Raw genomic sequence first — 22,653 nt, 5'->3', positions numbered from 1 at the left:
CATCGTTTACTTATCGCACCTCGACTGGGATACGCACCAATCCCCCGCCCCGGACAACACTTCTTCACTGTGTTGCCCGGCATACCATCCTCTCAGGAGTAACGTGTATGACTTTACGCTTCAAAGGAGCCGAATTGCGGCCCGTCATCGCAGAAGCTGTTGCCAATCAGTGCCGCATCATCCTGGTCAAGGATCAGGGTGTTTACTGGCTCGCCGAGCATGGTGAGCGCCATCCCGATGGGCGTCAAAAGCTGATCGCCTACGCAATTGGCTGCAACCCTGACGTTGCGCCCTTCGACGACTGGTGGGAGCGTTCACGCGCCGAGTTCGGTGGCGATGATTTTGGTGAGTTTTTCGAGCCTGGCGACAGGGTGTTTACCGGCATCCTGGATGGTGCTGGTGATCTCGAAGTGTCCGCTACCGCAACACAGATTTTCCTGCAAGTTGTCGCGACAAGCCCCGATAGCAACTGAGCCTCGTCCTCCATAGTCCCCTCATGGGGGCTTCTTTCCTCTCGCGCCAGCACCTCCACCGCTGACACGCATTCGTCTCAGCCCACTACAGGCCATTCCACCAGCGATACTCTGGAGACGCCCACATGCGCGACCCGTTCAAGATTGACTCCCCGACCTGCATCAGTTTTTCCGGTGGCCGCACCAGTGCCTATATGCTGTGCCGCGTTTTACAGGCCAACGGCGGCCTGCCTGCCGATACCGTAGTCTGCTTCGCCAACACGGGCAAAGAAGTAGAAGCTACCCTGCGCTTCGTGCGTGACTGCGCCACACATTGGAAAACCCCTATCCACTGGCTCGAATATCAGGACGCTGCACCAGGGTTCAAGCGGGCCGATTTCACGACTGGCAGCCGTCAGGGTGAGCCTTTCGAGGCGTTGATCCGTAAACGCCAATACCTGCCCAACCCTGTTGCTCGCGGCTGCACCACCAGCCTGAAAATTCGGCCGATGCATAAATACCTGCGCAGTCTCGGTTGGACAGAATGGGATCAATTCATTGGCATCCGCGCCGACGAGCAACGGCGTGTCGCCAAAATTCGGGCGCGCGGTCACTCTACGGAATCAAGCCATGAAATGATGTGCATGCCATTGGCCGATGCAAACATCAGCGTATACGAGGTCAGTGCGTTCTGGCAGGTGCAGCCTTTCGATCTGGAACTGTTGACCGTGAAAGGCCGCACACTCGAAGGCAACTGTGATTTGTGCTTCCTCAAGCCACAAGGACAGCGCCTGGCCCTCATCAAGGCCAGACCGGAAGCCGCCATATGGTGGATTCGTATGGAATCACTGAACCTGGCCAACAAGCCCAGTGGCACACGGTTTCGTGTTGATGGCCCCAGCTATGCCGATCTGGCACGATTTGCCGCAAACCAGGGTGATCTGTTCGACCCAACCGAAGAAGCGGTCGCCTGCTTTTGTGGCGATTAAACCGCGTCGCAGGAGAGATTTCACCTGATTGATTGCAGTCTGTTCTGATCAGGTGCCGCTTTGGATAACGGTCAAGACAGCAGTAACTGCTCCTGAGTTTTGCCCGCTGCAAGCGCCTCCTTGAACCAATTCGGCTGCTTGCCTCGACCACTCCAAGTCAGACTTGGGTTGTCGGGATGTGCATATTTGGGAGCCACAGGATTTTTTACCCGAGGACTCGGCTTTGAGTTCGGGAAGACCTGCTCCAGCTCCAGATTTTCACCTTCCAGCAACTGCAGAATTTTCTCGCGAACGGCCTTGACTCGTTCACGTTCTCCCTTGACCAGTTGATCCTGTGCGGATGCGATCAGGTCCTTCAATTCGGCTGCGGACAGCGCCTGCAAATCAATCGACATTATTTCTCCCTCCGTGGGTGATGCAGAAAGTCGTTAAGTACGCGTTTGTACCACGACAGCCATTTCCAGAGGAATGGCATCTCGAAAATAGGGAACGACTCCGGTTCATATTTCTCGTCGCGCCAGCATTGAGGCACGGGCAGTCTGTCGGCATGTTTTGCTGACGTTGTCAGCGACATGCCACGCAACCACGGTCTCCAAGGTTGCGGTGCGGCAAAAACCGCATGACCGAGCCAGTTCGCCCAGCATCCTCACGCGAACGACCACCGGTTTATACCGGTAGTGGATGCATCCGCCTTATAAACCCATCGCGGGGTGACACACCCTCGCCATCGGGCCTGGTGTGTCTCCGCTTCATTTTCAATGGAGATTTCACCATGAGCCATTCTACCTCAGGCGAAAAAGCCTATTTCGATCTGCACACCGAAGGTTACGGTCGTCTGCAGCGTGTGCGGGAAGTTCCCGTACGCGGTGGCCGACGTGCTCAGCCCTTTCTGGCTTGCACCATCGCCGCGTTGGTCGGCTCTGTCAAAGAACCGGTCACCCGCTATTTTGACGTCAAGGTCTCAGGTGCCGAGGCTAAAAAACTGGTCGAACACTACGTCGGCATGGATGATCCAAAGCAGCGCCCGATGGTCAAGTTCCGGCTGGGGGATCTGTGGAGTGATGCATTCATCCGCCCCAGCGGTGAACGCAAGGGTGAGCCAGCAGCCAGCCTCAAGGGGCGACTCCTGAAGGCTGAACTGATCGACCCTGCCACACTGGCGGCTATCGAACAGTACGAACTGATCACTCGGGGCATTGGCTACCTCAATCGGCCCAAAGACGTTACACCGAAGGAGGGTGACCCATTCCTCGCGTGCACCATTGGTGCTCTGGCCGGGCCTGTTGAAGAGCCGGAATACCGGTACATCAACACCATCGTGACCGCGCCGGAGGCTCAACATCTGGTACGCCGTTGCGTGCAGGCCATCGAGGCTGAGCGCAAGGTATTGGTGGCCTTTCGTCTCAACGACATGAAAGCCGATCCGTACCTTCGCACGAAGGGCGAGCATGCCGGCGAGCCGGCTGCGAGTCTGGAGTCCAAACTGATCCATATTGGTCTGATCAAGATCGATGGCCAATTGGTCTATCCCACTGCCAACCAGCCCCCCTCTTCTGGGCACGCTACGGTGGCATCCACTGCGTCAGAAAGTCCTGATAACAGCGCGGATATGCCTTCTACGACGTCTGGTACAGCCGGGCCTGAAGCGCAATCCTCGGTAGAAGAAGAGCCCGCTCTCGTCACTTCACTCTAAGCCGATCGGCAAGACCTCACATTGGGGTCTTGTCTCTTTTTCCAAGGTTATCGGTAGTACAACGCATCCCAGGAGATTATCCATGGCTACAGCAGCCGTTCAATCCGCTCCCCCTATCATCGTTCGCGGTCAACTCGCAATCCGCACAATATCCGGTCGTAACGGCCGGTTCACAGTCGGTCGTCTCACCACACACCTTGGGTTGTTCCATGTCAAAGATCCCGAACTGGAGCAGTATCCCGAGGGGAAGTATGAGGGTGAATTTGCGATTCGATATATTTATCCGAAAGCCTATCCTGTCGGCGACGGCATGCGATTCGAGATCCGGGCCAACCTGGATGGCATGACCTTGTCTGGTATCGACAAACTCAGCAAAGCAGAGGCTCGCGCCTTCGCCACGCAGGATGTCGATCCGCTTGATGAGGAATCGGGTACACAACCGGTGCCTACGCCAACCGCAATGCCCAAATCCAAGGCCAGGTCGGCCCCTGTGCAAGCTTCCAAGGACCCACTGGTCGACACCACGCCATTCGGCGTCGATGCGCCTTCCGCTACTGTGGCGGCCTCGGGCAATCTCGATAGTGACGACACCTTATTGTTCGGCATCCTCTGGCCGCTGGGTGAGTCGGTAAAGCTGGACTCGACCATTGACCGCCGTACCTTGCGCCTGCAAATCGGGCGGTTGAACCAGTTGGGCTATGCGTTCGACGCTACGGCCCAGCAGTGGAACCGCCAGTCTGAATCTCTGGCGACCTGATTCATACAGCTACCACTGCACGCTTTTCCAATCCTTCGGGGCAACTCTGCCCTTCGGGTGATGTTGCCCCTCAATCTCATAGAGGACACCACCATGCCCGAATCTTCATTACCGCAACCGTTGTTCCGTATCGACGAATGCACTGACCTGATGGTCGATGCCTGCGTCTGCCGCGAGAATGGCGATCTGGTCTTTGTCTCAATCTGGGCGCGGGATACTGCCGTCCAGCAATTTATCGCCCGTCTCACACTGGGTCGCGATGAGGATGGATTGAACCAGTTTCACCTCATCACAGAACACGGCGGCTCCGTGCCTGTGTTCATCCCCTCGGTCGAGCGCCTTGAAAAACGCCTGACCCGCAACTATCGCCGCACGCTGTTTGGATCGCTCACCAATCTGTGGCTGTTCGACCAACGCTGCATCTGCCCTGACAAGAGCACAGCCAGCGCACTGGCGCTACTACCGCGATCTGCCGCTGAACCCACTGTTCGCTTGTGGCAACTCGTCAAAGACACATGTCCGCTGCCACTGCTCGACCACTGGCAAATGCCGGTGCTGGAGTTGCTGCGCAGCCGCGACATGCTCCATGAGCTACCGGTCGCCCTCGGGCCGCTGCGGGGCTTTCGCCTTGGACTGGACGTGCCAGCACTCACCGACGCGCTGGGCGGGCTTATTCGTAACGGCGCTCTCACAGCCTATCCCTATCCGTCACAGATCTGCACCTCGCAAGCGGCGGTCTGACCATTCCACAGCAGGCGCACCTTACCAGGCACCTGCACTTTCTTTCATCACCGCCAGACAGGAGATTCCTATGGCACTCATGTTTCCCCGGCTCGCCAGAAATTTTGCCAAAAATGGCTATTACCCTACCGATGAGTCCACGCTTGAACGGACACTCGCCGCACTGGCACCCAGCGATGAGCCCATGTGCATTATTGATCCTTGTGCCGGCGAAGGCGTTGCGATTGCCGAAGCCGCCCATGCCCTCGGGCTTGCTCACACCCGGTCGTACGCTATCGAATACGATCAGGTGCGCGCCAGTCATGCACGGTTGTTGGTCGAACACTGTATCCATGCCGATTTGATGGACACCATCATTTCGCGTCAGGCATTCGGCTTGCTTTGGCTCAACCCACCGTACGGCGACTTATCCAGAGATGCCAACGGCAATATCGGCTACGACGGTAAAGGCCTGCCCCGACTGGAAAAGTTGTTCTACCAGCGGACGCTGCCCCTGCTGCAGTACCACGGCATTCTCGTTTTCATCATTCCGTCCTATGTACTCGACCAGGAAATGGTGGGCTGGCTCACGCGCCACTTCGCCGACCTGCGTGTCTTCCGTGCGGTAGATACACAGTTCAAACAAGTGGTGCTATTTGGTCGTCGCGCTCGCCAGCGCGATCTGGCGAGTGAAGACGTGAAGTCCACCCGCGCCCGATTGTTGCAAATCGGGCAGGGAGAACAGGAAGCAGCAGAATTGCCGTCCAAGTGGACATCGTTGCCGTATGTCGTTCCAAGCGCCCAGGCTGAACCCGAACATTTTTATCGCATCAGCATGGAGCCGATGCAGTTCGCCGAAGAGGTACAACGCCTGCGAGGTTTGTGGCCAGCGCTCGAGACTCACCTCGGTGCCGCGCAGCAGTCGCTGCGTGCGCCTGCGCGTGCGTTATCTGAATGGCACCTGGCATTAGCCCTGGCGGCGGGTGCTATCTCCGGTGTCGTGCAGTCCCCAAGCGGTCGCACGCTTGCAGTCAAGGGGGATACCTACAAGCAAAAAGCGACGAGCACCGAGTATTGCGAACGCGATGACGGCTCCATCGCCGAAACGCGCATCCTCACCGATAAGTTCGTGCCCGTCATCAGAGCATGGGACCTGTCTCCTGACTCAGCCACGCTGGGACAGATCCTTACCATCCATTAATCCCCGCAGGGGGAAGCAGCATCACCCACACACCGCTGGCCACTGAACCCGAGTTCAACGCCAGTCCATTTCACTCACCCACCGGGGTCATGACACCCCACTGGGCATGCCATGACCCCTTGTTTATTCAAGGAGCTATCTCATGGCAATCGAGGCACTTTTCTCAGCACTGTGACCAAACTGCGCTTTTCACCAGGGGCAATCATCATGACCTCCGGCATCACCAATCTGGTCGAACAAGGGCATCTCAATCCAGCCGCTTATCTGAACCGCCATCTCTGCGGCGACTGGGGAGAACTGGAGGAGAATGACCGACGGCAGAATGACCACGCGCTCGCGTCAGGCGAAGACCGTTTATTTTCCTCGTATCAGGTCAACCCTAATCTGAAAATCTGGATCATTACTGAGTGGGATCGCAGCGTTACTACGCTGTTGTTACCCAGCGAATACTGACCTTCCAAAAGGCGGCGCTACGGCGTCCACTTTTCTTCCCCCAGGGGCATACATCGCCCCTGGGGTGGTGCATGCCCCATTTTTTGGAGCATCTCCATGACCATGCAAATCGAAGCGGCATCTGCCGTCACTCACTCATCTGCAACAGACGATCTGTTCGACCCTGCGAACGACGAACTCTCCATCAGCATGCAGGATTTTGTCAGCGAGTTCGGGGATGAATTGCTCGATTCTCTCAATCGGGCTAATCCACCGGTCTACAACGGCGTGCCACGTGTAAACCGACAACGTATTCTGGCCAATCTCAAGCGACAGTTGTTCCCCGCCCAGGCTGAGGTCGTGCATGCAGCGGCCGAGTTGCTCGTCAATCAGGGCGAGCGTGCGGCTATCGTCAATGGTGATATGGGGACGGGAAAAACCACCGTCGGCATCGCGCTGGCGGCGGTGCTCAATGCGGAGGGCTATCGCCGCACTCTCGTCCTCAGCCCGCCACACCTGGTCTACAAATGGCGCAGGGAAATTCTCGAAACCGTCACAGGGGCCAAAGTCTGGGTGCTCAACGGCCCGGACACGCTGCTCAAACTGATCAAGCTGCGCGAGCAACTGAATGTGCCAGCCGATGGACAGGAATTTTTCATCATTGGCCGTGTGCGCATGCGCATGGGATTCCACTGGAAGCCCGCGTTCGTTCGCAAGCGCACCCGTCACGGCACAGTTGGGCTTTGTCCACACTGCGGCACCATGGTTCGCAATCTTGATGGCGAACCGGTCAACGCACTGGAACTCGACGCGGAGGAAGTACGTCGCAAGTGTAGTTTTTGCGAGAGTGCCCTCTGGACACTGATGCGACCACGTAGTTTGTCAGGCAGCGATCAATCCGCAGCGGTACTGCGGGCGCTGAAACGTATTCCAACCATAGGTGAAGCCACTGCGGCCAAACTGATGAAGACCTTCGGCGATTCATTCCTGGCATCGATGCTGGGGGATAACTTCCACCAGTTCATCAACCTGATGGACAACCGAGGGGAATTGGTCTTTTCAGACAGGCAGGCTCAGCGCATGGAACGCGCCATGTCGAGTATGGAGTTCGGCTTCGGTGAAGGCGGTTATCAACCCAGCGAATTTGTGAAGCGGTATCTGCCGCAAAGCACGTTCGATTTGCTCATCGCCGACGAAGCCCACGAGTACAAGACAGGCGGTTCCGCGCAAGGTCAGGCCATGGGTGTTATTGCGGCCAAAACCCGCAAAACGCTGCTGCTCACCGGCACGCTGATGGGAGGCTACGCTTCCGATTTGTTCTATCTGCTGTTCCGGGCGCTGCCCGGACGTATGATCGAAGACGGCTACCGACCAAGTGCCAGCGGCAGTATGAACGCTGCAGCCATGGCATTCATGCGGGAGCACGGCGTCCTCAAGGATATCTATTCCGAGAGCGATGGTCCGTCCCACAAGACCGCCAAAGGCTCGAAGGTTACCGTCAGGACAGTCAAAGCGCCGGGGTTCGGCCCCAAAGGTGTGCTTCGCTGCGTTCTGCCCTTCACGATTTTCCTCAAGCTCCGGGATATTGGTGGCGTACTGCCCCCGTATGACGAAGAGTTCAGGGAAGTCGAGATGGACGCTGAGCAAAGTGATACCTACAGCAAGCTCGCTGCCAGCCTGACGACTCAGCTCAAGGAAGCCCTGCGAAAGCGGGACACTACCTTGCTGGGCGTGGTGCTCAATGTGCTGCTGGCCTGGTCTGACTGCTGCTTTCGTACTGAAACCGTGCGCCATCCACGTACGCGAGAAGTACTGGCTTTCACCCCGGCCCAGTTCAATGAGCTGCAGGTGATGCCCAAGGAGCGGGAACTGATCAATATCTGCAAACAGGAGAAAGCAAAAGGTCGCAAGACTCTGATCTATTCCGTTTACACCGGTACGCGAGACACCACCAGCAGGCTGAAGATGTTGCTGGAGCAAGAGGGCTTCAAGGTGGCGGTACTGCGTGCGAGCGTAGATGCCAGCCGACGCGAAGACTGGATTGCCGAACAACTCGACAGAGGAATTGATGTCCTCATCACCAATCCCGAGCTGGTCAAGACGGGGCTGGATCTTCTGGAATTCCCAACGATTGTGTTCATGCAATCTGGGTACAACGTGTACACGCTGCAGCAGGCCGCACGTCGTTCCTGGCGTATCGGACAAAAGCAGCCTGTGAAGGTGATCTACCTGGGGTATACGGCCACGTCGCAGATGACCTGCCTGGCTCTGATGGCGAAGAAAATTCTGGTCTCTCAGAGCACGTCGGGAGACGTGCCTGAATCAGGACTGGATGTGCTTAATCAAGATGGTGACTCTATTGAAGTCGCTCTGGCCCGACAGCTTGTCGCGGCGTAGTTCACACGATAACGCCAGCATCCTCTTTGGATGTTGGCGTTTTTTTAACTGGTAGTAAACCATATTCGACATCTGTTCAATACCTACTGCCGTAAACCAGCCTCACGCATCCGCCCCTCCAGCTCATCCAGAAATGGGGAACGCCCCTGACGCATCGAGCCGTAGCGACCATCAACAAAACCAGAATACAGCATATGAACCTCATCCCGTGCTCGAGTTAGCCCCACATAGAAAAGGCGACGGCTCTCACGCAGCTTTTCTGGCGTCTCACCACGCCACGGCAGATTGCCCAGATCCAAGCCGACCATAATGACCACGTCGTATTCGCAGCCTTTGGCAGAGTGGAGCGTCAGCAGATTAAGGTGATCAGGTGAGCCATCACGCCCACCCAAACTCACAATATCCAACGCCGCCAACGCACCACCTTCGGCAAGCGCTGCAGACATGCGATTCAATTGCTCAGCCTGATCTGCAAGCACCAGCTCAGTGCCCAGCAACGAATCAACGATACCATTGCGCAGCGACGTGACAAAATCACGCGCAGGCTGTTGGTCGGCGCGTAGAGCCCAAAGCAGCGCGGTTAGCCTCTGCCCCTCACGTCGAGCTTGCGCATCATCCAATCTCGTCCGATGAAACGCGAGGTAGCGGTCTATTAGCCCACGCAATTGCGGACGACCAACACGCCAGCCACCGGCGCACCATGCGGCGCAATCTTCCACCCAGCTGGTCAAGGCAACCTTGCGATAAGGTGCTGCGTTATCCACACGGATATAATCAAAACCACCAGCGGTCACCGCATCAGCCACAATATCTCCGGCACGATAGTCTCTGTACAGAATGGCAATATCACCAAGCGTCCGTCCTGGTTTAGCAGCCAAAGCAGCAGGGATGATCTGTGCAATGGCATGAGTCGCTTGATCCGCCATCCCCTCAGGACACAACACAAACTCAATAGTCGTCTGACGGTTTGGATCATTCGCGCGATAACCACGAGCCTCACCCAGCGCCATCTCAGAAGCACTGACGATACCCGCACCTGAACGATAGTTTAATTGGAGCCTAACTGTTTCAACGCCTTCACTGCCTGCCAGCTCCATGAGCAACGCACCATTGGCCCCAGTAAAACCGTATATCGACTGGTCTGAATCACCCACAGCGAACAAGCGCACGCCCCCCTCAAAAACCAGACGCTTGACCATACGATGGAGCGCCACCCCCAAATCCTGATATTCATCCACCGCGAGGACCGGAAATTTCGCCTGAACTAAGGGCAAAACCCAATCATGCTCGACGATCAGACGCTGGCCGAATACCACCATGTCGTCGTAGTCGATTAGCCCATCCTGCCGTAATGCCGATTCGTAAGCCTCGGTCCAGGCAGCGAGTTCCTCCTCTGAACGCCAAGCAGTGCTGTTGCGGTCCAGCACTGAACGGCGATGCCGCCCGAGATCAATGGCCTTATGGGGATGACCTGAGCCAAAGAGCTGATCACCAGATTGTCGCAGTAACCGATCACTCACACGCTGAGAAGCCACCGACAGCGGAAATGAGATCGGCAGATCGGCCAATCGCCCATAAGGCATCAACAGATGACGCAAACAGAACCCATGAACGGTTCCGACAAAGAGATTCGGTGCCTCTCTGAGCCCCAGCGCTTCAAGACGACGTGTCAACTCACGCGCGCATTCCTGGCTATATGTGATGCATGCAGCACCACGCGGTGCCTGAACATCCTCGGCCAAGATACGGGCCAGTTTCAGTACAAGTGTCTTGGTCTTGCCACTTCCAGGCCCGGCAAGCACAACGCAATGCCCCAGGGAGTTATACGCGGCTAACTGACCAGGATTTCCAGCCAACTCGGAAGCCTGGGCTAGGTAGGCTGCACTTACACTACGCGACGGCATCGCGGATATGCTCCAGTGCTTCACGAATGTAATCCGGGCAAACATCCTCCGACACCGAGGAGGCCAGCGCATGAGCGAACCGCCCTTTGCCAATTCGCTCAATTAGCTTCAACAACCGACCTTGATCGACTTCACCATCGTCCAGCCATTGCTGCAATGTATTTAGAGTCTCTTGCTTCAGTTGTGGAAGTTCCTGTCGGATTACATCTATCATCTCCTCAGCCAGTCCGCTTTCGAACAGTTCAGTTTCAAGGGTATTCTCATTAACGAAATACCCGTAATCGTTGGCAAGTCCGATCACATCTTCAGCATCCATATTTTCGTAGTCGCGGTAGTGCTCATATTCAACCAATTCAAGGAGACTGATGAACCGTCTGCGAACACGTGGATGCCTGCCGTTCACTGGATCACGGTCTGTCAGAATCACATGAGGAATATCAAGCCCTTGTGGCCCTAGGAGTTTCACATACGGGGTGAAATTAGTTCCACCGACCGAACACACAGTGATCCCAAGCATGTCGAGCGGGATACCCAGTGCATCAGCGAAAGCTGGGACAAGGAAACGCTCAGCATCGCCCTCAACAAGGACAACACCTCGCGAAAAAAATATTTCGCCACGAGTGACATCAATATAGCGCTGTAGATCATCCTCATCCCGCTGCGTGAATGGTGCATTTACCGTTGAAAGAGCAATTGTCTCCTCTTCCTCCGGGTCATGACGCAGCAGAACGATGGATCTGATTGGCGTAACGCTGGCGATATGTGGGGAATGGGTGGTCAGAATCGTTGTCAGCGGAGTACTTTCATCACGATTATCTCCATCAGTGCCCAAGAAGTAACGATAGACAAGGCGCTGCACATGCGGATGTAGGTGTGCTTCTGGCTCCTCGACGACGAAAAACGTATGGTCTCGTTCTCCGTCATCAACAAGACGATCAAGCTCGAGGCTTTTCAGGGCAAGGAAAATCAGATTGGCCGTCCCAAGGCTGGCATCACCAATGCCACGGATACCATTGTCGAGCAACAAGCGTAAGCTGCGTAGCAGAGCATCAACGCGAGCCGGAGCAAGCCCCAGCGATACTGGAACGGCATGTTGATCACCCGCGATAGCTACCAACCGTTCGCTAATTCGTTCAGCTGTCGCCACTACGTCATCATGACCAGCCAGCTCCCGTTGAGCCTCGTCGATCTGAGTCTGAATTTCCTCACGAGCATCATCATCTAGCGACGCGGTGAGCTCCTCAATAAGTGGTCTCAATGGTGAATTGCGCCAGCTTGAAAGATCCTTCTCAGCATCACGCAACGCGCCCTGAACATCTATGGGTAACATACGGCGAAGCGCTCCGCCAATATGCATATCGGGATCAGTACCACCGAAGATCACATACTCATAGTCTTTTAGCGATTCAGGGGCACGATTTAACTCGGTTTTTGGCTGAAAGCGATAGGTAAGACGAGCCACCATGGGTGGTCCTGGATTAACAACACAATCATTCAGATGAGCCATCAATCGGGGATCGTCAGTAAAATCAGTAAGATCCACTGAAATTTCAATCGTCTCCCCCAATTTTTCTTCGCCTAATCCATCCCAAAAATGTTCAAAGCCCAGTTGCCGATCGCGCTCGGACAACCCAGGGTCAAGAATCAACTGCAAGCCGCGAATAAAATTGCTCTTACCTACTTTGTTCTCACCGACAATAACAATGCTTTCACCCGTTTCAACATCAACGTTGGAGAAGTTGGCGAAATTAATTAACCGGACTCGAGAAATCCGCATTGCTACCTCCCTATCTTTTTATTTATCTTCCAAAAAATAATAGTAGCACTCAAACTGTAAGATACTGCCTGGCGCTACCAAATCTGCGAAGTAGATACGGTTGAGATCAAAACGGCTCATGCTCATTGCGCATTCTTTGCTGATCAACCCCACGCCTCAGACGAAGGTAACAGCTCATCGCTATAGAGAGCTGAACCATGTCACCAACACATTCAATCCGGCGGCTGTTTGTCAGTCACCTGCTGATCATTGCAGCCTTGAGCAGCGGATGCACAACAACCACTGCCCAGCTCCCCTCTCCGCCCATCAAAGCGGTCACCTCGGTTCCCGACGCTACGCCGGACTTCATTCCCGTTGTACGTTACGGACGCTATACCCTGGTTGAACTGGCTCCCGATGCGGCGCAGCGTAATCTGTTGTTGCAGGTGATTGACGTATCAATACCCGAGCATTCCCGCGCTACCGTGGGTGACGGCCTGCGGCATGCGCTCAAGCGAAGTGGCTACCAGCTCTGCGAAACAGCCCAGTCTGTTATTGAACTCTATTCACTGCCACTGCCCGTTGCGCATCTGCACCTCGGCCCGATGACCTTGCAGGAGGCATTGCTTACCTTGGCCGGGCCGTTCTGGGCGCTGTATGTCGATAACCGTACGCGACAAGTGTGCTTCAAACGCTCCGATATCGACGCTGGCACTGACACAGCAAATGACGACACCCGAGTCGCCGGGGCGGTTAAGCCCCTCCCTCCTGCTGGAGGGCAACCATGAACAACACTGCCATCACGTTGAGGCACACCTCAACCATGATCATCCGACTCCTGGTCTGGGTGTGGCTGGGTGTACTGACTGCTCTTGCCGTCCTGAACTATCGCGCAACAGCCGATCTGGTCAAACGCGAACAGGCGGATGCCAGCCTGCAACAGATTCAGGTACTGGAAGGTCTGCTGACAGAGCTGGCCGACAGCATACAGGCCCTTGAAGCACGCCCGGACCCAGCCAGTGCAACAGCCTTACGAAGCATGCAACACAGTCTGGAAACGCGTATCGCTCAGATGGAGCAAACGCAGGAAAACTACGCCTCCACACAAGTCGTGCAAACGCTTCGTGATGAGCTGGCGCAACTCAAGTCTCAACAGAAAGCAGCCATTCAAAGCGCCCCAACCACCAGCCGCACCACCAATCCTGCTGTTACCACGCCCAAGAAAATGCCATTCCCGTTTCGCATCCTGGGTCTGGAGCTGCGCGCTGGACAACGCATGGTATCGATTGCGCCGGCCAGTGGAGAACCCGCACCTGAGCAAATCCAGCTTGTATTACCTGGTGAAGCCGTGAGCCAGTGGCGACTGGAAACCATCGATGGCGACACCGCAATTTTCAGCCGTGCCGGGCAGACACGACGCCTGACGATCCCCTGATGGAGAAGACAATGAAACGTCTGATGACGATCCTCCTCACTACCACACTGACCACTCTGACAATGTCCGCGATGGCACAGCCCTCCACCACGATGCAATCCCGTATCGTACCGACCCAGGTCGAACAGCTCCGGGACGAACGCCTGGCGCAGGACTGGGGCTTGAACGCTGACGAATGGTTACGCTATCGCGAACTCATGGAAGGGCCCCTTGGCACTTACTCACCCAACCTCGACCCACTATCCGCACTGGGTATTGAGGCCCGCAGTGACGACGAGCGACAACGCTATGCCGAACTACAAGTACAGGCAGAAGCACGTCGTGTTGAAAAACTTCTGGCCTATCAGCGAGCGTACGACGAAGCCTGGCAAAGACAGAATCCCGACCTGTTGCGGGTAAATTTGCCTGATGCCGGACTCAACAGAAACACAGTAACTGGAAACGGACGCACGGCGGTGTTCGTCAAGGAGAATTGCCAGCCATGCACCCAACTTGTGCAGCGCTTACAGGCCTCCAGCACGCCCTTCGACCTGTATATGGTCGGTTCACATCAGGACGACGTGCGCATCCGGAATTGGGCCAGACACGCACAGATTGACCCAGAGCTGGTACGCAATAGCACCATCACACTGAACCACGACGCAGGTCGCTGGTTGTCTCTTGGGCTGTCCGGAGACCTGCCCGCCAGTATCAGACAGGTAAATGGTCAATGGCAGCGTCAGCCCTGACATCCATGCAACGAAGTTGGACACTGCTGGTAAGCATACTGATGGCCAGTCTGGCTCAAGCCCAGGAGATCCCCCCACCGGCCTACCAGTTGGCGGCTCAACGCGCGGGTATTCCCTCTGTCGTCCTTTATGCGGTGGCGCTGCAGGAAAGTGGTGTGCGCCGTGCAGAACGTATCGTGCCGTGGCCGTGGTCGCTGAATGTGGCAGGCCAGTCTCGCCGATACACCAGCCAGGCGCAGGCCTGTGCAGGAATACACCAGGCTCTGCAAGACATACCACTTACCCGCATTGACGTAGGCCTGGGGCAGATCAATCTCGGTTGGCAAAAGCACCGCTACCGCCAGCCCTGCGACTTACTCGATCCGTACAACAACCTGACGATCGCGGCACAGATCCTCAAGGAGCAGCATATTCCCGGCGAGGACTGGCTGCTGGCAATGGGTCGCTACCACCGGCCTGCTGGCGGTGCGCCTGCGGCACGCTACCGGCGCAGTGTGTCGCAACACCTTCAACGCGTATTGGGGCCGCAGCAAACTGTCCCCACCATTCTCAGCAAGGAAACCACCCCATGATGATCCATATTAAGACGTCATACAGCCTGTTCCTGACACTGGCCACCGTATCGCCGTTGATTCACGCAGCACAGCCGCCGATCGTGGTGGAAGACCACGGCGGGGCATCTGCGCTGCCGTACTACGAGGCGCTCAACCTTCAGGTACGCTCACCCGATACCCCACGCCCTCCCATTGCCATGCCACCGATGCAGGTAAATCCAGCAACCGAAGCAGACATGCTGCCAGTACGCAGCCCGAAGCTCTCCCCTGGCACCGTAACACGCAGGGTCATCGATGCACCGGGCCTGCAACCGTTCTTTCTGGTCGGCGACGATGAGGCATCCTATGCATGGCTGCAGCGCCAAAGCGTATTACTTCACGAACGAGGTGCCATCGGCCTGGTGGTCAACGTCGAGACCAAAGACGGCCTGGCACGCCTGCGTGCTATCGCACCAAATTTGCAGTTCGCGCCAGTGGCGGCCGATGACCTGACTGAGCGACTTGGCCTGCGGCATTACCCCGTGCTCATCACCAGCACGGGAATTGAGCAATAACACAATGGCACAGTCTCAGCCAGTCGAGGTACTGCTGCGTCCACCCGTAGAACTCTATACCGTTGCGGTTTGTGCCGGAGCCGCATTGCTGTGCCTGACGGCACCATGGTCTCTCGCGTTGAGTCCGGACATAGGCATCGGCAGCGCACTGGCCTTCGGGATTTTTGGCACACTGCGCTGGCGCGATGCACAGGTGATCCTGCGCTACCGACGCAATATCCGTCGCCTGCCACGTTACGTGATGACCAGCCGCGACATGCCAGTCAGCCAACAACGCTTGTTCATTGGCAAAGGATTCCGTTGGGAGCAGAAACACACTCACCGGTTGATGCAAACCTACCGACCTGAGTTCAGGCGTTATGTCGAGCCGACATCCGCCTACCAGTTGGCCCGACGTCTGGAGGAGCGGCTGGAGTTCGCACCATTCCTATTATCGCAACTACCCCGTCTTACGACCTGGAATATGCCGCTCAATCCGGTACGGCCATTACCGCCCGTTGGCGGCTTACCGCGTCTGCATGGCATTGAGCCTGACGAGGTGGACGTCAGCCTGCCCCTAGGTGAGCGTGTCGGCCACTCCCTGGTACTGGGCACCACGCGCGTAGGCAAAACGCGGCTGGCTGAATTATTCATCACCCAGGATATTCGTCGAAAGAATCACCTGGGCGAGCACGAAGTGGTCATTGTTTTCGACCCTAAAGGCGACGCGGATCTACTCAAGAGAATGTTCGTCGAGGCCAGACGTGCAGGCAGAGAGAATGCGTTCTACGTGTTTCATCTGGGGTGGCCGGAGATCAGCGCTCGTTACAACGCGGTGGGACGTTTTGGTCGCATCAGCGAAGTCGCGACCCGCATCGCAGGGCAGCTTTCCGGAGAGGGTAACTCTGCTGCATTCAGAGAATTTGCCTGGAGATTCGTCAATGTGATTGCACGCGCATTGATCGAGCTGGGGCAACGACCGGACTACCTGCTGATCCAGCGCCATGTCATCAATATCGACGCGTTGTTCATCGAGTACGCCCAACACTACTTCGCCCGCACAGAACCGAAAGCCTGGGAGGTCATCGTCCAGATTGAAGCCAAGCTCAACGAGAAGAACATTCCCAGGAACATGATCGGTCGCGAAAAGCGCGTGGTCGCCCTTGAACAATACCTCAGTCAGGCCCGCAACTACGATCCCGTACTGGACGGACTGAGATCAGCGGTTCGCTACGACAAAACGTACTTTGACAAGATCGTCGCCAGCCTGCTGCCTCTGCTTGAAAAACTCACCAGCGGCAAAATCGCCCAGTTGCTGGCACCGAACTACTCGGATCTGAGCGATCCCAGGCCGATTTTCGACTGGATGCAGATCATCAGGAAACGCGCGGTCGTCTACGTCGGACTCGATGCGCTCTCCGATGCCGAAGTCGCCGCTGCGGTGGGCAACTCGATGTTCAGCGATATGGTCTCGATGGCCGGACACATCTATAAATTCGGCATCGACGATGGCCTGCCCGGTGCATCGGCTGACACCAAAGTACCAATCAATGTTCATGCCGATGAATTCAATGAACTGATGGGCGACGAATTCATCCCGATGATCAACAAAGGCGGCGGTGCCGGCATCCAGGTCACCGCTTACACTCAGACACTGAGCGATATTGAAGCCCGCATCGGCAATCGCGCCAAAGCCGGTCAAGTCGTCGGCAATTTCAACAACCTGTTCATGCTGCGCGTGCGCGAGACAGCCACCGCCGAACTGCTCACAAAACAGTTGCCCAAGGTGGAGGTCTACACGACGACCGTGGTCAGCGGCGCGACAGACAGCTCCGACATCCACGCCAAAACCGACTTCACCAGCAACACACAGGATCGCATCAGCATGTCGAGCGTGCCGATGATTGAGCCGTCCCATGTGGTTCAACTTCCGAAAGGGCAATGCTTTGCTCTGCTTCAAGGCGGCAACCTGTGGAAAGTCCGCATGCCCCTGCCCGCCCCCGATCCAGATGAAATCATGCCGACGGATCTTCAGCAATTGGCAGGTTACATGCGTCAAAGCTACACCGATACCGGTCAATGGTGGCAGAACCAAGGCTCGCCTACGCTACAGGAGCAAGCGCTACCGCCTGAACTGCTTGATGAGGATGCCGACCATATTATCGACGAGAGTAAAGCGCCATGAGCGATCCAGCGGCCACGGCACAACATCAGCAGACACGCCGGAAAAGCCTGCTGGCCAGTTTCATCACCTTGCCATTCAGGTTAGTGGGTGTGCTGATTGGCTCATTGCTGATTTCAATCATCGTGGAATGCGCTGGAATGCATCTTTTCTGGAAAGACCAGGGCTGGCAACACTCGCAGGCGATGCTGCAGTACGAATTGGGACACCTGTCGAATAACTTTATCCGCAGCGTCATCGTGCAGGAGCCGGGCCGCACGGCACACCAGATTGTCGATACCGGATATGAATGGATGTTCGTCAAAACCGGACTGCTTGAGCGCATGAAGCAGACCGCCGAGCGTGCGCGTGTTCCCAGCCAGATACCCAGACGCGACTTCCGCTACTTTGTGAGCCAAGTCTATGTATGGTCGGAAAACTATTTGATCGCCGCAGCCTTCACCACGCTGACGTTCATGGTGCGCTTGCTGGTGCTGGTACTGACATTGCCGCTCATTGTCATGGCTGTGTTTGTGGGCCTGGTTGATGGCCTGGTACGGCGTGATGTGCGCAGGTTTGGCGCGGGCCGGGAATCAGGCTTTGTTTACCACAGGGCAAAGGCCGCGTTACTGCCGCTGGCTGTGCTGCCCTGGGTAACCTATCTGGCACTGCCGGTATCGGTTCATCCGCTGATGATTCTGCTGCCCGGCGCTGCATTGCTGGGCGTTGCTGTGGCGCTGACAGCGAGTAGTTTCAAGAAATATTTGTGAGGACGGCAAAAGAACCAGTGCAGGTGCTATCGCAACGAAAAATACCTTATTCGTCTTAAATTAAGACTGCTCGATCAACCCTCGTTGCGAACGTGTAATAGGTCCTGCCCCTCAATAGACAAGCCCCTACGTCCAACCGGACAAACACGACACAGCAAACGGCAGAGCCAAGCCAGCCAAAAGGGTTTGGCTGGCAATTATTCCGGCCATAAGTGGGGCATCCCCTCCAAGTTGGCGCGCCATGATGTATGACGAAGAGGCAGTGGGTAGCGTCTGAAAGAGCAAGGCAGCCACAGCGGCCGGTCCTTGCAGGTCCAAGGCATAGCAAGCACCCAGAGTTGCCAATGGCATGAGAACAAACTTTGCCAGGGATGAAAGCAACACTGGACACACCCATTTTCGAACCGAGGAGAAGTCCAAGGCTGCCCCGACGCATAGCAAGCCCAGAGGCAGGGAAGCCTGCCCCAATGCTTTAAGAGCAGGTTCAATGCCACCCGGCAGCCCCCAGCCTGTTACCTGCAGGATGATACCAATGAGGCACGCTGCCACTAGGGGATTGCTCATGAGTTGCTGTATTATGCTTTTCACAGAAAAGAAACCACGATTGCAGTAGCGCGCAAAAACGAGCACACACAGAATATTGACCGTTGGCACAATCGCCGCATTGGCGACCGCTGCCAGCGCGATCCCCTGGGCTCCGAACAGCCCTGCTGCGACCGATACGCCCACATAGTTATTGAATCGCACTCCTCCTTGGAACACGGAAGTGAAAGCGGGGTCAGTCACTGGCAGCCACCGGCGAAAAATCACTATAAGACTTGCCACAGCCACGGTCGACAGCACCAGGGAGCTCACCATTGTCAGCACAGGCAATCCAGACAGGTCCGCCGTCGCCAATCCATGAAGAAAGAGTGAGGGTAATAAGATGTAGTAACCCAGTCGCTCTGCCTGCGGCCAAAACGTTTCCGCGATGAATTCATACCGCCGAACTCCTGCCCCAAGCGTAATCAGTAGGGCAATCGGTACCAAAGCCAGCAACATGGAGGCAATCATTTCATTTCCGATTCGTCAAGGAAACGCCCACTGCGGACAATGCGCCGCCGATCAGCATGGAAATGAGAATTGGCTCCTGAAGCAATCCAGCCGATAACAACACGCCGAAGGCAGGAACGAGATTGGTGAATACCGCAGCCCTTGATGGGCCTACCGCCTTGATTCCCTGGTAATACCAAATAAACGCGACCACCGTTCCCACTGCACCGAGGTAAAAAATAGAGGCCCAAACAGACCAACCTAGGGAAAGCCATTGAATCGAGCTCATTTCTTTTACTGAGGCCATAAGAAGGAAAAATAACCCCCACAAGGTGGCATAGGTTGTTGCGGCAACGGGCGAAAGAGACTCCATCGCCTTTCGTGAAATTAATGTATAGGCAGCCCAGCTTAGTACGGCACACGACATGAGCATTTCCCCGATCCCAAATGACCGACTGATGTCGTGTAAAGCGCCTAGAAAGTCGCCCCGCGTAATCACTATCATTGCCCCAGCCAAAGCTATACCGATACCAAGCCATCTCTTCGCACCAAGACGCTCTCTGAATATAAAACTGGCAGCAATAGCAGTCACAATTGGATTTAGGCTAACAAACAATGCGGTTCGCCCAGCGGGAATCTGTGCCAAGGCACCAAAGAAAAAAACGCTGTATAGAAATATTCCTGTCAACCCCAGCATCGCTGTCGTAAGCATTTGGGAACGATTCAGGCGGGGTAATCCACCTTCTAACTTTAATGACAGCAGAAGCAGCAGCACAGCGGCAACAAGGAAACGACAGAAAGCCGCAGTCATAAGAGGCATAGACAGGGCCAGCACCCGACCCGCTATGAAGGTCCCCCCCCAGAAAAATGCAACCAAGGTCAACTTGGCCCCCAACATGGGACTTAAGGAGGGCCGCTCTGCAGTCGGCGAAGTAGTGGCTGTTGAAGTAGTCATGGGAGAATCCGTAGTTTATTGTTTTGTCACTGGTCTCAAATGCTATTACTCATTTAATATAATAGTAAAATGAGCAATAACTCATGACAAAATAGGATTATTAATGACCTTCACTCAACTGGAAATATTTGCCCTTGTGGCGAAACTTGGCAGTTTCACGGCAGCCGCAGGGGAACTGGGTATAAGTCAGTCGGCGGTTTCCCATGCTGTCAAAAATTTGGAGAAAGAATGGGGTCTGACATTGCTTACACGAGGACAGGCAACTATCGAAGTCACCACCGTAGGCCAAGGTATTCTAGTCAGAGCACGGGAGATTCTTAGTATTTCAGAAGCCATGCACCAAGAGATATCCGCTATTCGAGGAGTCAATCAGGGCATACTAAGAATCGGCTCACTTGGCATATCATCATCATTGCAGTTACTTCCTAAAATTCTCCAAAAATTCAATGAAATTTACCCAGGAATTGACGTTCTGGTAGAAGAAGGAACAGATAGCGAAGTTAATCAATGGATAACCGAACGGCATGTGGACATAGGTTTTGTTGTTCTGCCCAGTGACCACTTTGATACTATTTCACTGGTGGAGGATCAGTTTGTGGCGTTGGTGCCTACTGATCATACGCTGGCTAAGCGCCAGGCCATTCACTTATCAGACCTGTGCAAAATACCATTTATCATGACCCTTGCCGGTAGTGGGAGATATGTCGAGGAAATTTTCTCCGCAGGAAACTTTCACCCAATGATCAAGCACAAATACTCCCAAATAATCACTATTGTAAAAATGGTGGAAAGTGGCGCGGGTGTTTCAATCGTTGCAGACCTTGCCGTTCCAGCTCAGATTATGGCCTTATGCCCTGGAGTAGTAAAACGGCCGCTAACCCCCAAAGCAAGAAGGTTTATTGGCTTGGCTGTTCCCAACAAAAATCAGGCCAGCCCAGCAGCAAATGCCTTTTTGAAAGTAGCAAAATCTATTTTGAGATAATAAAAAAGAAAACCAGCACTTCTACCTCCTATTTACTAAGGCAATTAATGCTGGTGCAGGAGCTACTCGATTGAGACGCTACACTACATTTATGTTTATAAAGATAACACTACCACCGCATTACTTAGCGCCCACTAGTGAGCATGGCAGAAATCTGTAGGGCCAGCCATGCGATCCACAATTGCAGTCCCACACAGAAGGTCGGATCATCATACGTGAGCCTCCTGCTGGTTGCTTCCTGACTTGCCCATCCCCTATTAAATCGCTAGTGATGACCGACACGGTACAGACGACGGGTTACCCGCACAGCGATGTTCTTGTCGATCATGTGCTTTAGAATAGCTCAGCCATCGTCTCTGACATGGCATTCCCTCCAGTTATGATCATGCCAAAAGATACGTGCATGTTACAGACAGAAATGTCTACATGAGATGGAAGAAATATCTACCTGCAGGTGAAAACTTGTGTGATCTGGAGTGTTACTGCTTTTTCCACCAATATGGACACTATTCAGTTCTCATTGTTTGCAGACCTGCCCCCCCTACATCGTCACGATCACTCCATTGTTGATCTAACGAGGATATAGCGCGATGGCACTGTCAATCCATCCCTGCTCTTTGCGCTGCGGCGCACCGTTGCTACTCGCTGCCCTACTAGTGAGTATCCCGCTGACAACTCAGGCCGACACACCAGCACAACGTCAGGAACTGGCTACTGCGCTAAGGCAACTCGACGCACTGGAACGCCTCGTCGTGCAGAGCGCATCCAGAACACCCGCAGAGCCAAGCGAACGCTATCACTTCGACTACCCAAGGCTACGCGATGACCTTGCTCGCATACGCATCGGTATCCAGGCTCATCTCACACCATCCCGCGCCCAGCCGCGCGACCCTACCGAGCTGAATGGTAACTACCGCCAGGAATCGACAGCAAAACACGGTGGCACCTTCCTGAAGGACCAGCCATGACTGCCGCACAAATCAACGCCTTCCAAGCCAATAGCGGTATTACACCTGCGGCAATGTCCGCCGTTTTCATCGGCGTCGTATTCGCAGTACTGCTGCTTTGGGGCGCGTGGGCCATCCGAACCGCCTACGTCGGCTGGGCAGAAAACCAGCTCAACCAGCGTCAGTTCCTTGGTGTCATCGTACGCTTTCTCGCGATGTACCTAGTGCTGACGTTTTTCCTGCTCTCGTAACCAG

23 protein-coding genes are annotated in these 22,653 nt (G+C 55.2%); 18 read left to right on the top strand and 5 right to left on the bottom strand.

From position 1 onward, the window contains the following. Window positions 1–107: 107 nt before the first annotated feature. Both MYB54_RS09280 and MYB54_RS09275 read left to right on the top strand, forming a co-directional pair. A complete protein-coding gene (locus MYB54_RS09280) occupies window positions 108–473 on the top strand; it encodes a DUF3085 domain-containing protein (protein WP_005966940.1) in 366 nt (121 codons plus the stop codon). Between the two features lie 125 nt (window positions 474–598). After that, a complete protein-coding gene (locus MYB54_RS09275) occupies window positions 599–1,441 on the top strand; it encodes a phosphoadenosine phosphosulfate reductase domain-containing protein (protein ID WP_226292785.1) in 843 nt (280 codons plus the stop codon). 71 nt (window positions 1,442–1,512) lie between these two features. On the opposite strand, the gene MYB54_RS09270 is transcribed toward MYB54_RS09275, so the two are convergent. After that, on the bottom strand, window positions 1,513–1,836 hold the full coding sequence (locus tag MYB54_RS09270; RefSeq protein ID WP_005966944.1) for an H-NS histone family protein: 324 nt from the start codon (window positions 1,834–1,836) through the stop codon (window positions 1,513–1,515). A 377-nt stretch (window positions 1,837–2,213) separates the two neighbouring features. On the opposite strand from MYB54_RS09270, the gene MYB54_RS09265 reads away from it, so the two are divergent. From MYB54_RS09265 to MYB54_RS09240, 6 genes are all read left to right on the top strand, one after another. Next, the gene (locus MYB54_RS09265) at window positions 2,214–3,134 is read left to right on the top strand and encodes a DUF3577 domain-containing protein (protein ID WP_226292784.1); all 921 of its coding nucleotides are present in this window, start codon (window positions 2,214–2,216) and stop codon (window positions 3,132–3,134) included. An 82-nt stretch (window positions 3,135–3,216) separates the two neighbouring features. After that, entirely contained in the window at window positions 3,217–3,891 is a 675-nt protein-coding gene (locus MYB54_RS09260) for a DUF3275 family protein (protein ID WP_005966948.1), read from the top strand. 93 nt (window positions 3,892–3,984) lie between these two features. Continuing rightward, window positions 3,985–4,632, top strand: a complete 648-nt coding sequence (locus tag MYB54_RS09255; RefSeq protein WP_005966950.1) for a hypothetical protein — start codon at window positions 3,985–3,987, stop codon at window positions 4,630–4,632. 70 nt (window positions 4,633–4,702) lie between these two features. Beyond that, the gene (locus MYB54_RS09250; RefSeq protein WP_005966952.1) at window positions 4,703–5,812 is read left to right on the top strand and encodes a DUF6094 domain-containing protein; all 1,110 of its coding nucleotides are present in this window, start codon (window positions 4,703–4,705) and stop codon (window positions 5,810–5,812) included. 207 nt (window positions 5,813–6,019) lie between these two features. After that, window positions 6,020–6,265 carry a hypothetical protein gene (locus MYB54_RS09245; protein ID WP_005966954.1) on the top strand — a complete coding sequence of 82 codons (246 nt, stop codon included), beginning with the start codon at window positions 6,020–6,022 and terminating at the stop codon, window positions 6,263–6,265. Window positions 6,266–6,361: 96 nt separating this feature from the next. Beyond that, entirely contained in the window at window positions 6,362–8,641 is a 2,280-nt protein-coding gene (locus tag MYB54_RS09240) for a helicase-related protein (protein ID WP_005966956.1), read from the top strand. A gap of 83 nt (window positions 8,642–8,724) precedes the next feature. On the opposite strand, the gene MYB54_RS09235 is transcribed toward MYB54_RS09240, so the two are convergent. Beyond that, window positions 8,725–10,545, bottom strand: coding sequence for an ATP-dependent helicase (locus tag MYB54_RS09235; RefSeq protein WP_005966958.1), 1,821 nt, complete (start codon window positions 10,543–10,545; stop codon window positions 8,725–8,727). Further along, a complete protein-coding gene (locus MYB54_RS09230; protein WP_005966959.1) occupies window positions 10,532–12,322 on the bottom strand; it encodes an ATP-dependent nuclease in 1,791 nt (596 codons plus the stop codon). Before MYB54_RS09230 ends, MYB54_RS09235 begins: the two co-directional genes overlap by 14 nt. A 197-nt stretch (window positions 12,323–12,519) precedes the next feature. Here MYB54_RS09230 and pilL2 point away from each other — a divergent pair, with 197 nt between their 5' ends. The 7 genes from pilL2 to MYB54_RS09195 are packed head-to-tail and all read left to right on the top strand — an operon-like array spanning window position 12,520 to window position 18,482. Further along, window positions 12,520–13,089, top strand: coding sequence for a PFGI-1 class ICE element type IV pilus protein PilL2 (pilL2, locus tag MYB54_RS09225; RefSeq protein WP_005966960.1), 570 nt, complete (start codon window positions 12,520–12,522; stop codon window positions 13,087–13,089). Continuing rightward, window positions 13,086–13,736 (top strand): hypothetical protein, encoded by a 651-nt coding sequence (locus MYB54_RS09220; RefSeq protein ID WP_005966961.1) that lies wholly within the window; start codon window positions 13,086–13,088, stop codon window positions 13,734–13,736. Before pilL2 ends, MYB54_RS09220 begins: the two co-directional genes overlap by 4 nt. Window positions 13,737–13,747: 11 nt before the next feature. Further along, window positions 13,748–14,464 carry a TIGR03759 family integrating conjugative element protein gene (locus tag MYB54_RS09215; RefSeq protein WP_005966962.1) on the top strand — a complete coding sequence of 239 codons (717 nt, stop codon included), beginning with the start codon at window positions 13,748–13,750 and terminating at the stop codon, window positions 14,462–14,464. Next, window positions 14,446–15,036, top strand: a complete 591-nt coding sequence (locus MYB54_RS09210) for a transglycosylase SLT domain-containing protein (protein ID WP_005966963.1) — start codon at window positions 14,446–14,448, stop codon at window positions 15,034–15,036. The genes MYB54_RS09215 and MYB54_RS09210 overlap by 19 nt, the downstream gene beginning before the upstream one ends. Further along, complete coding sequence (locus MYB54_RS09205; protein ID WP_457770613.1) at window positions 15,036–15,572, top strand: integrating conjugative element protein; 537 nt, start codon at window positions 15,036–15,038, stop codon at window positions 15,570–15,572. Before MYB54_RS09210 ends, MYB54_RS09205 begins: the two co-directional genes overlap by 1 nt. 4 nt (window positions 15,573–15,576) lie before the next feature. Further along, window positions 15,577–17,736 carry a type IV conjugative transfer system coupling protein TraD gene (traD, locus tag MYB54_RS09200; protein ID WP_005966966.1) on the top strand — a complete coding sequence of 720 codons (2,160 nt, stop codon included), beginning with the start codon at window positions 15,577–15,579 and terminating at the stop codon, window positions 17,734–17,736. Continuing rightward, entirely contained in the window at window positions 17,733–18,482 is a 750-nt protein-coding gene (locus MYB54_RS09195; RefSeq protein WP_005966968.1) for a TIGR03747 family integrating conjugative element membrane protein, read from the top strand. The genes traD and MYB54_RS09195 overlap by 4 nt, the downstream gene beginning before the upstream one ends. Before the next feature lie 126 nt (window positions 18,483–18,608). Here MYB54_RS09195 and MYB54_RS09190 read toward each other — a convergent pair whose 3' ends face one another. Continuing rightward, entirely contained in the window at window positions 18,609–19,535 is a 927-nt protein-coding gene (locus MYB54_RS09190; RefSeq protein ID WP_005966970.1) for an AEC family transporter, read from the bottom strand. Between the two features lies 1 nt (window position 19,536). After that, window positions 19,537–20,469, bottom strand: coding sequence for a DMT family transporter (locus tag MYB54_RS09185; protein ID WP_005966972.1), 933 nt, complete (start codon window positions 20,467–20,469; stop codon window positions 19,537–19,539). 103 nt (window positions 20,470–20,572) lie between these two features. On the opposite strand from MYB54_RS09185, the gene MYB54_RS09180 reads away from it, so the two are divergent. The 3 genes from MYB54_RS09180 to MYB54_RS09170 all read left to right on the top strand — a co-directional run bounded on the left by MYB54_RS09180 (window position 20,573) and on the right by MYB54_RS09170 (window position 22,649). Continuing rightward, a complete protein-coding gene (locus tag MYB54_RS09180; protein WP_005966974.1) occupies window positions 20,573–21,451 on the top strand; it encodes a LysR family transcriptional regulator in 879 nt (292 codons plus the stop codon). A 590-nt stretch (window positions 21,452–22,041) separates the two neighbouring features. Then, a complete protein-coding gene (locus MYB54_RS09175) occupies window positions 22,042–22,419 on the top strand; it encodes an integrative conjugative element protein, RAQPRD family (RefSeq protein WP_005966976.1) in 378 nt (125 codons plus the stop codon). Next, window positions 22,416–22,649: a TIGR03758 family integrating conjugative element protein gene (locus tag MYB54_RS09170; RefSeq protein WP_005966978.1), complete on the top strand. Its 234-nt coding sequence runs from the start codon at window positions 22,416–22,418 to the stop codon at window positions 22,647–22,649. Before MYB54_RS09175 ends, MYB54_RS09170 begins: the two co-directional genes overlap by 4 nt. Window positions 22,650–22,653: the final 4 nt, after the last annotated feature.

The sequence above is a fragment of the Pectobacterium nicotianae genome (genome assembly GCF_023272715.1).
Taxonomy (GTDB): Bacteria; Pseudomonadota; Gammaproteobacteria; order Enterobacterales; family Enterobacteriaceae; genus Pectobacterium; species Pectobacterium brasiliense.
This window is presented reverse-complemented; position numbering and strand designations above follow the sequence as displayed.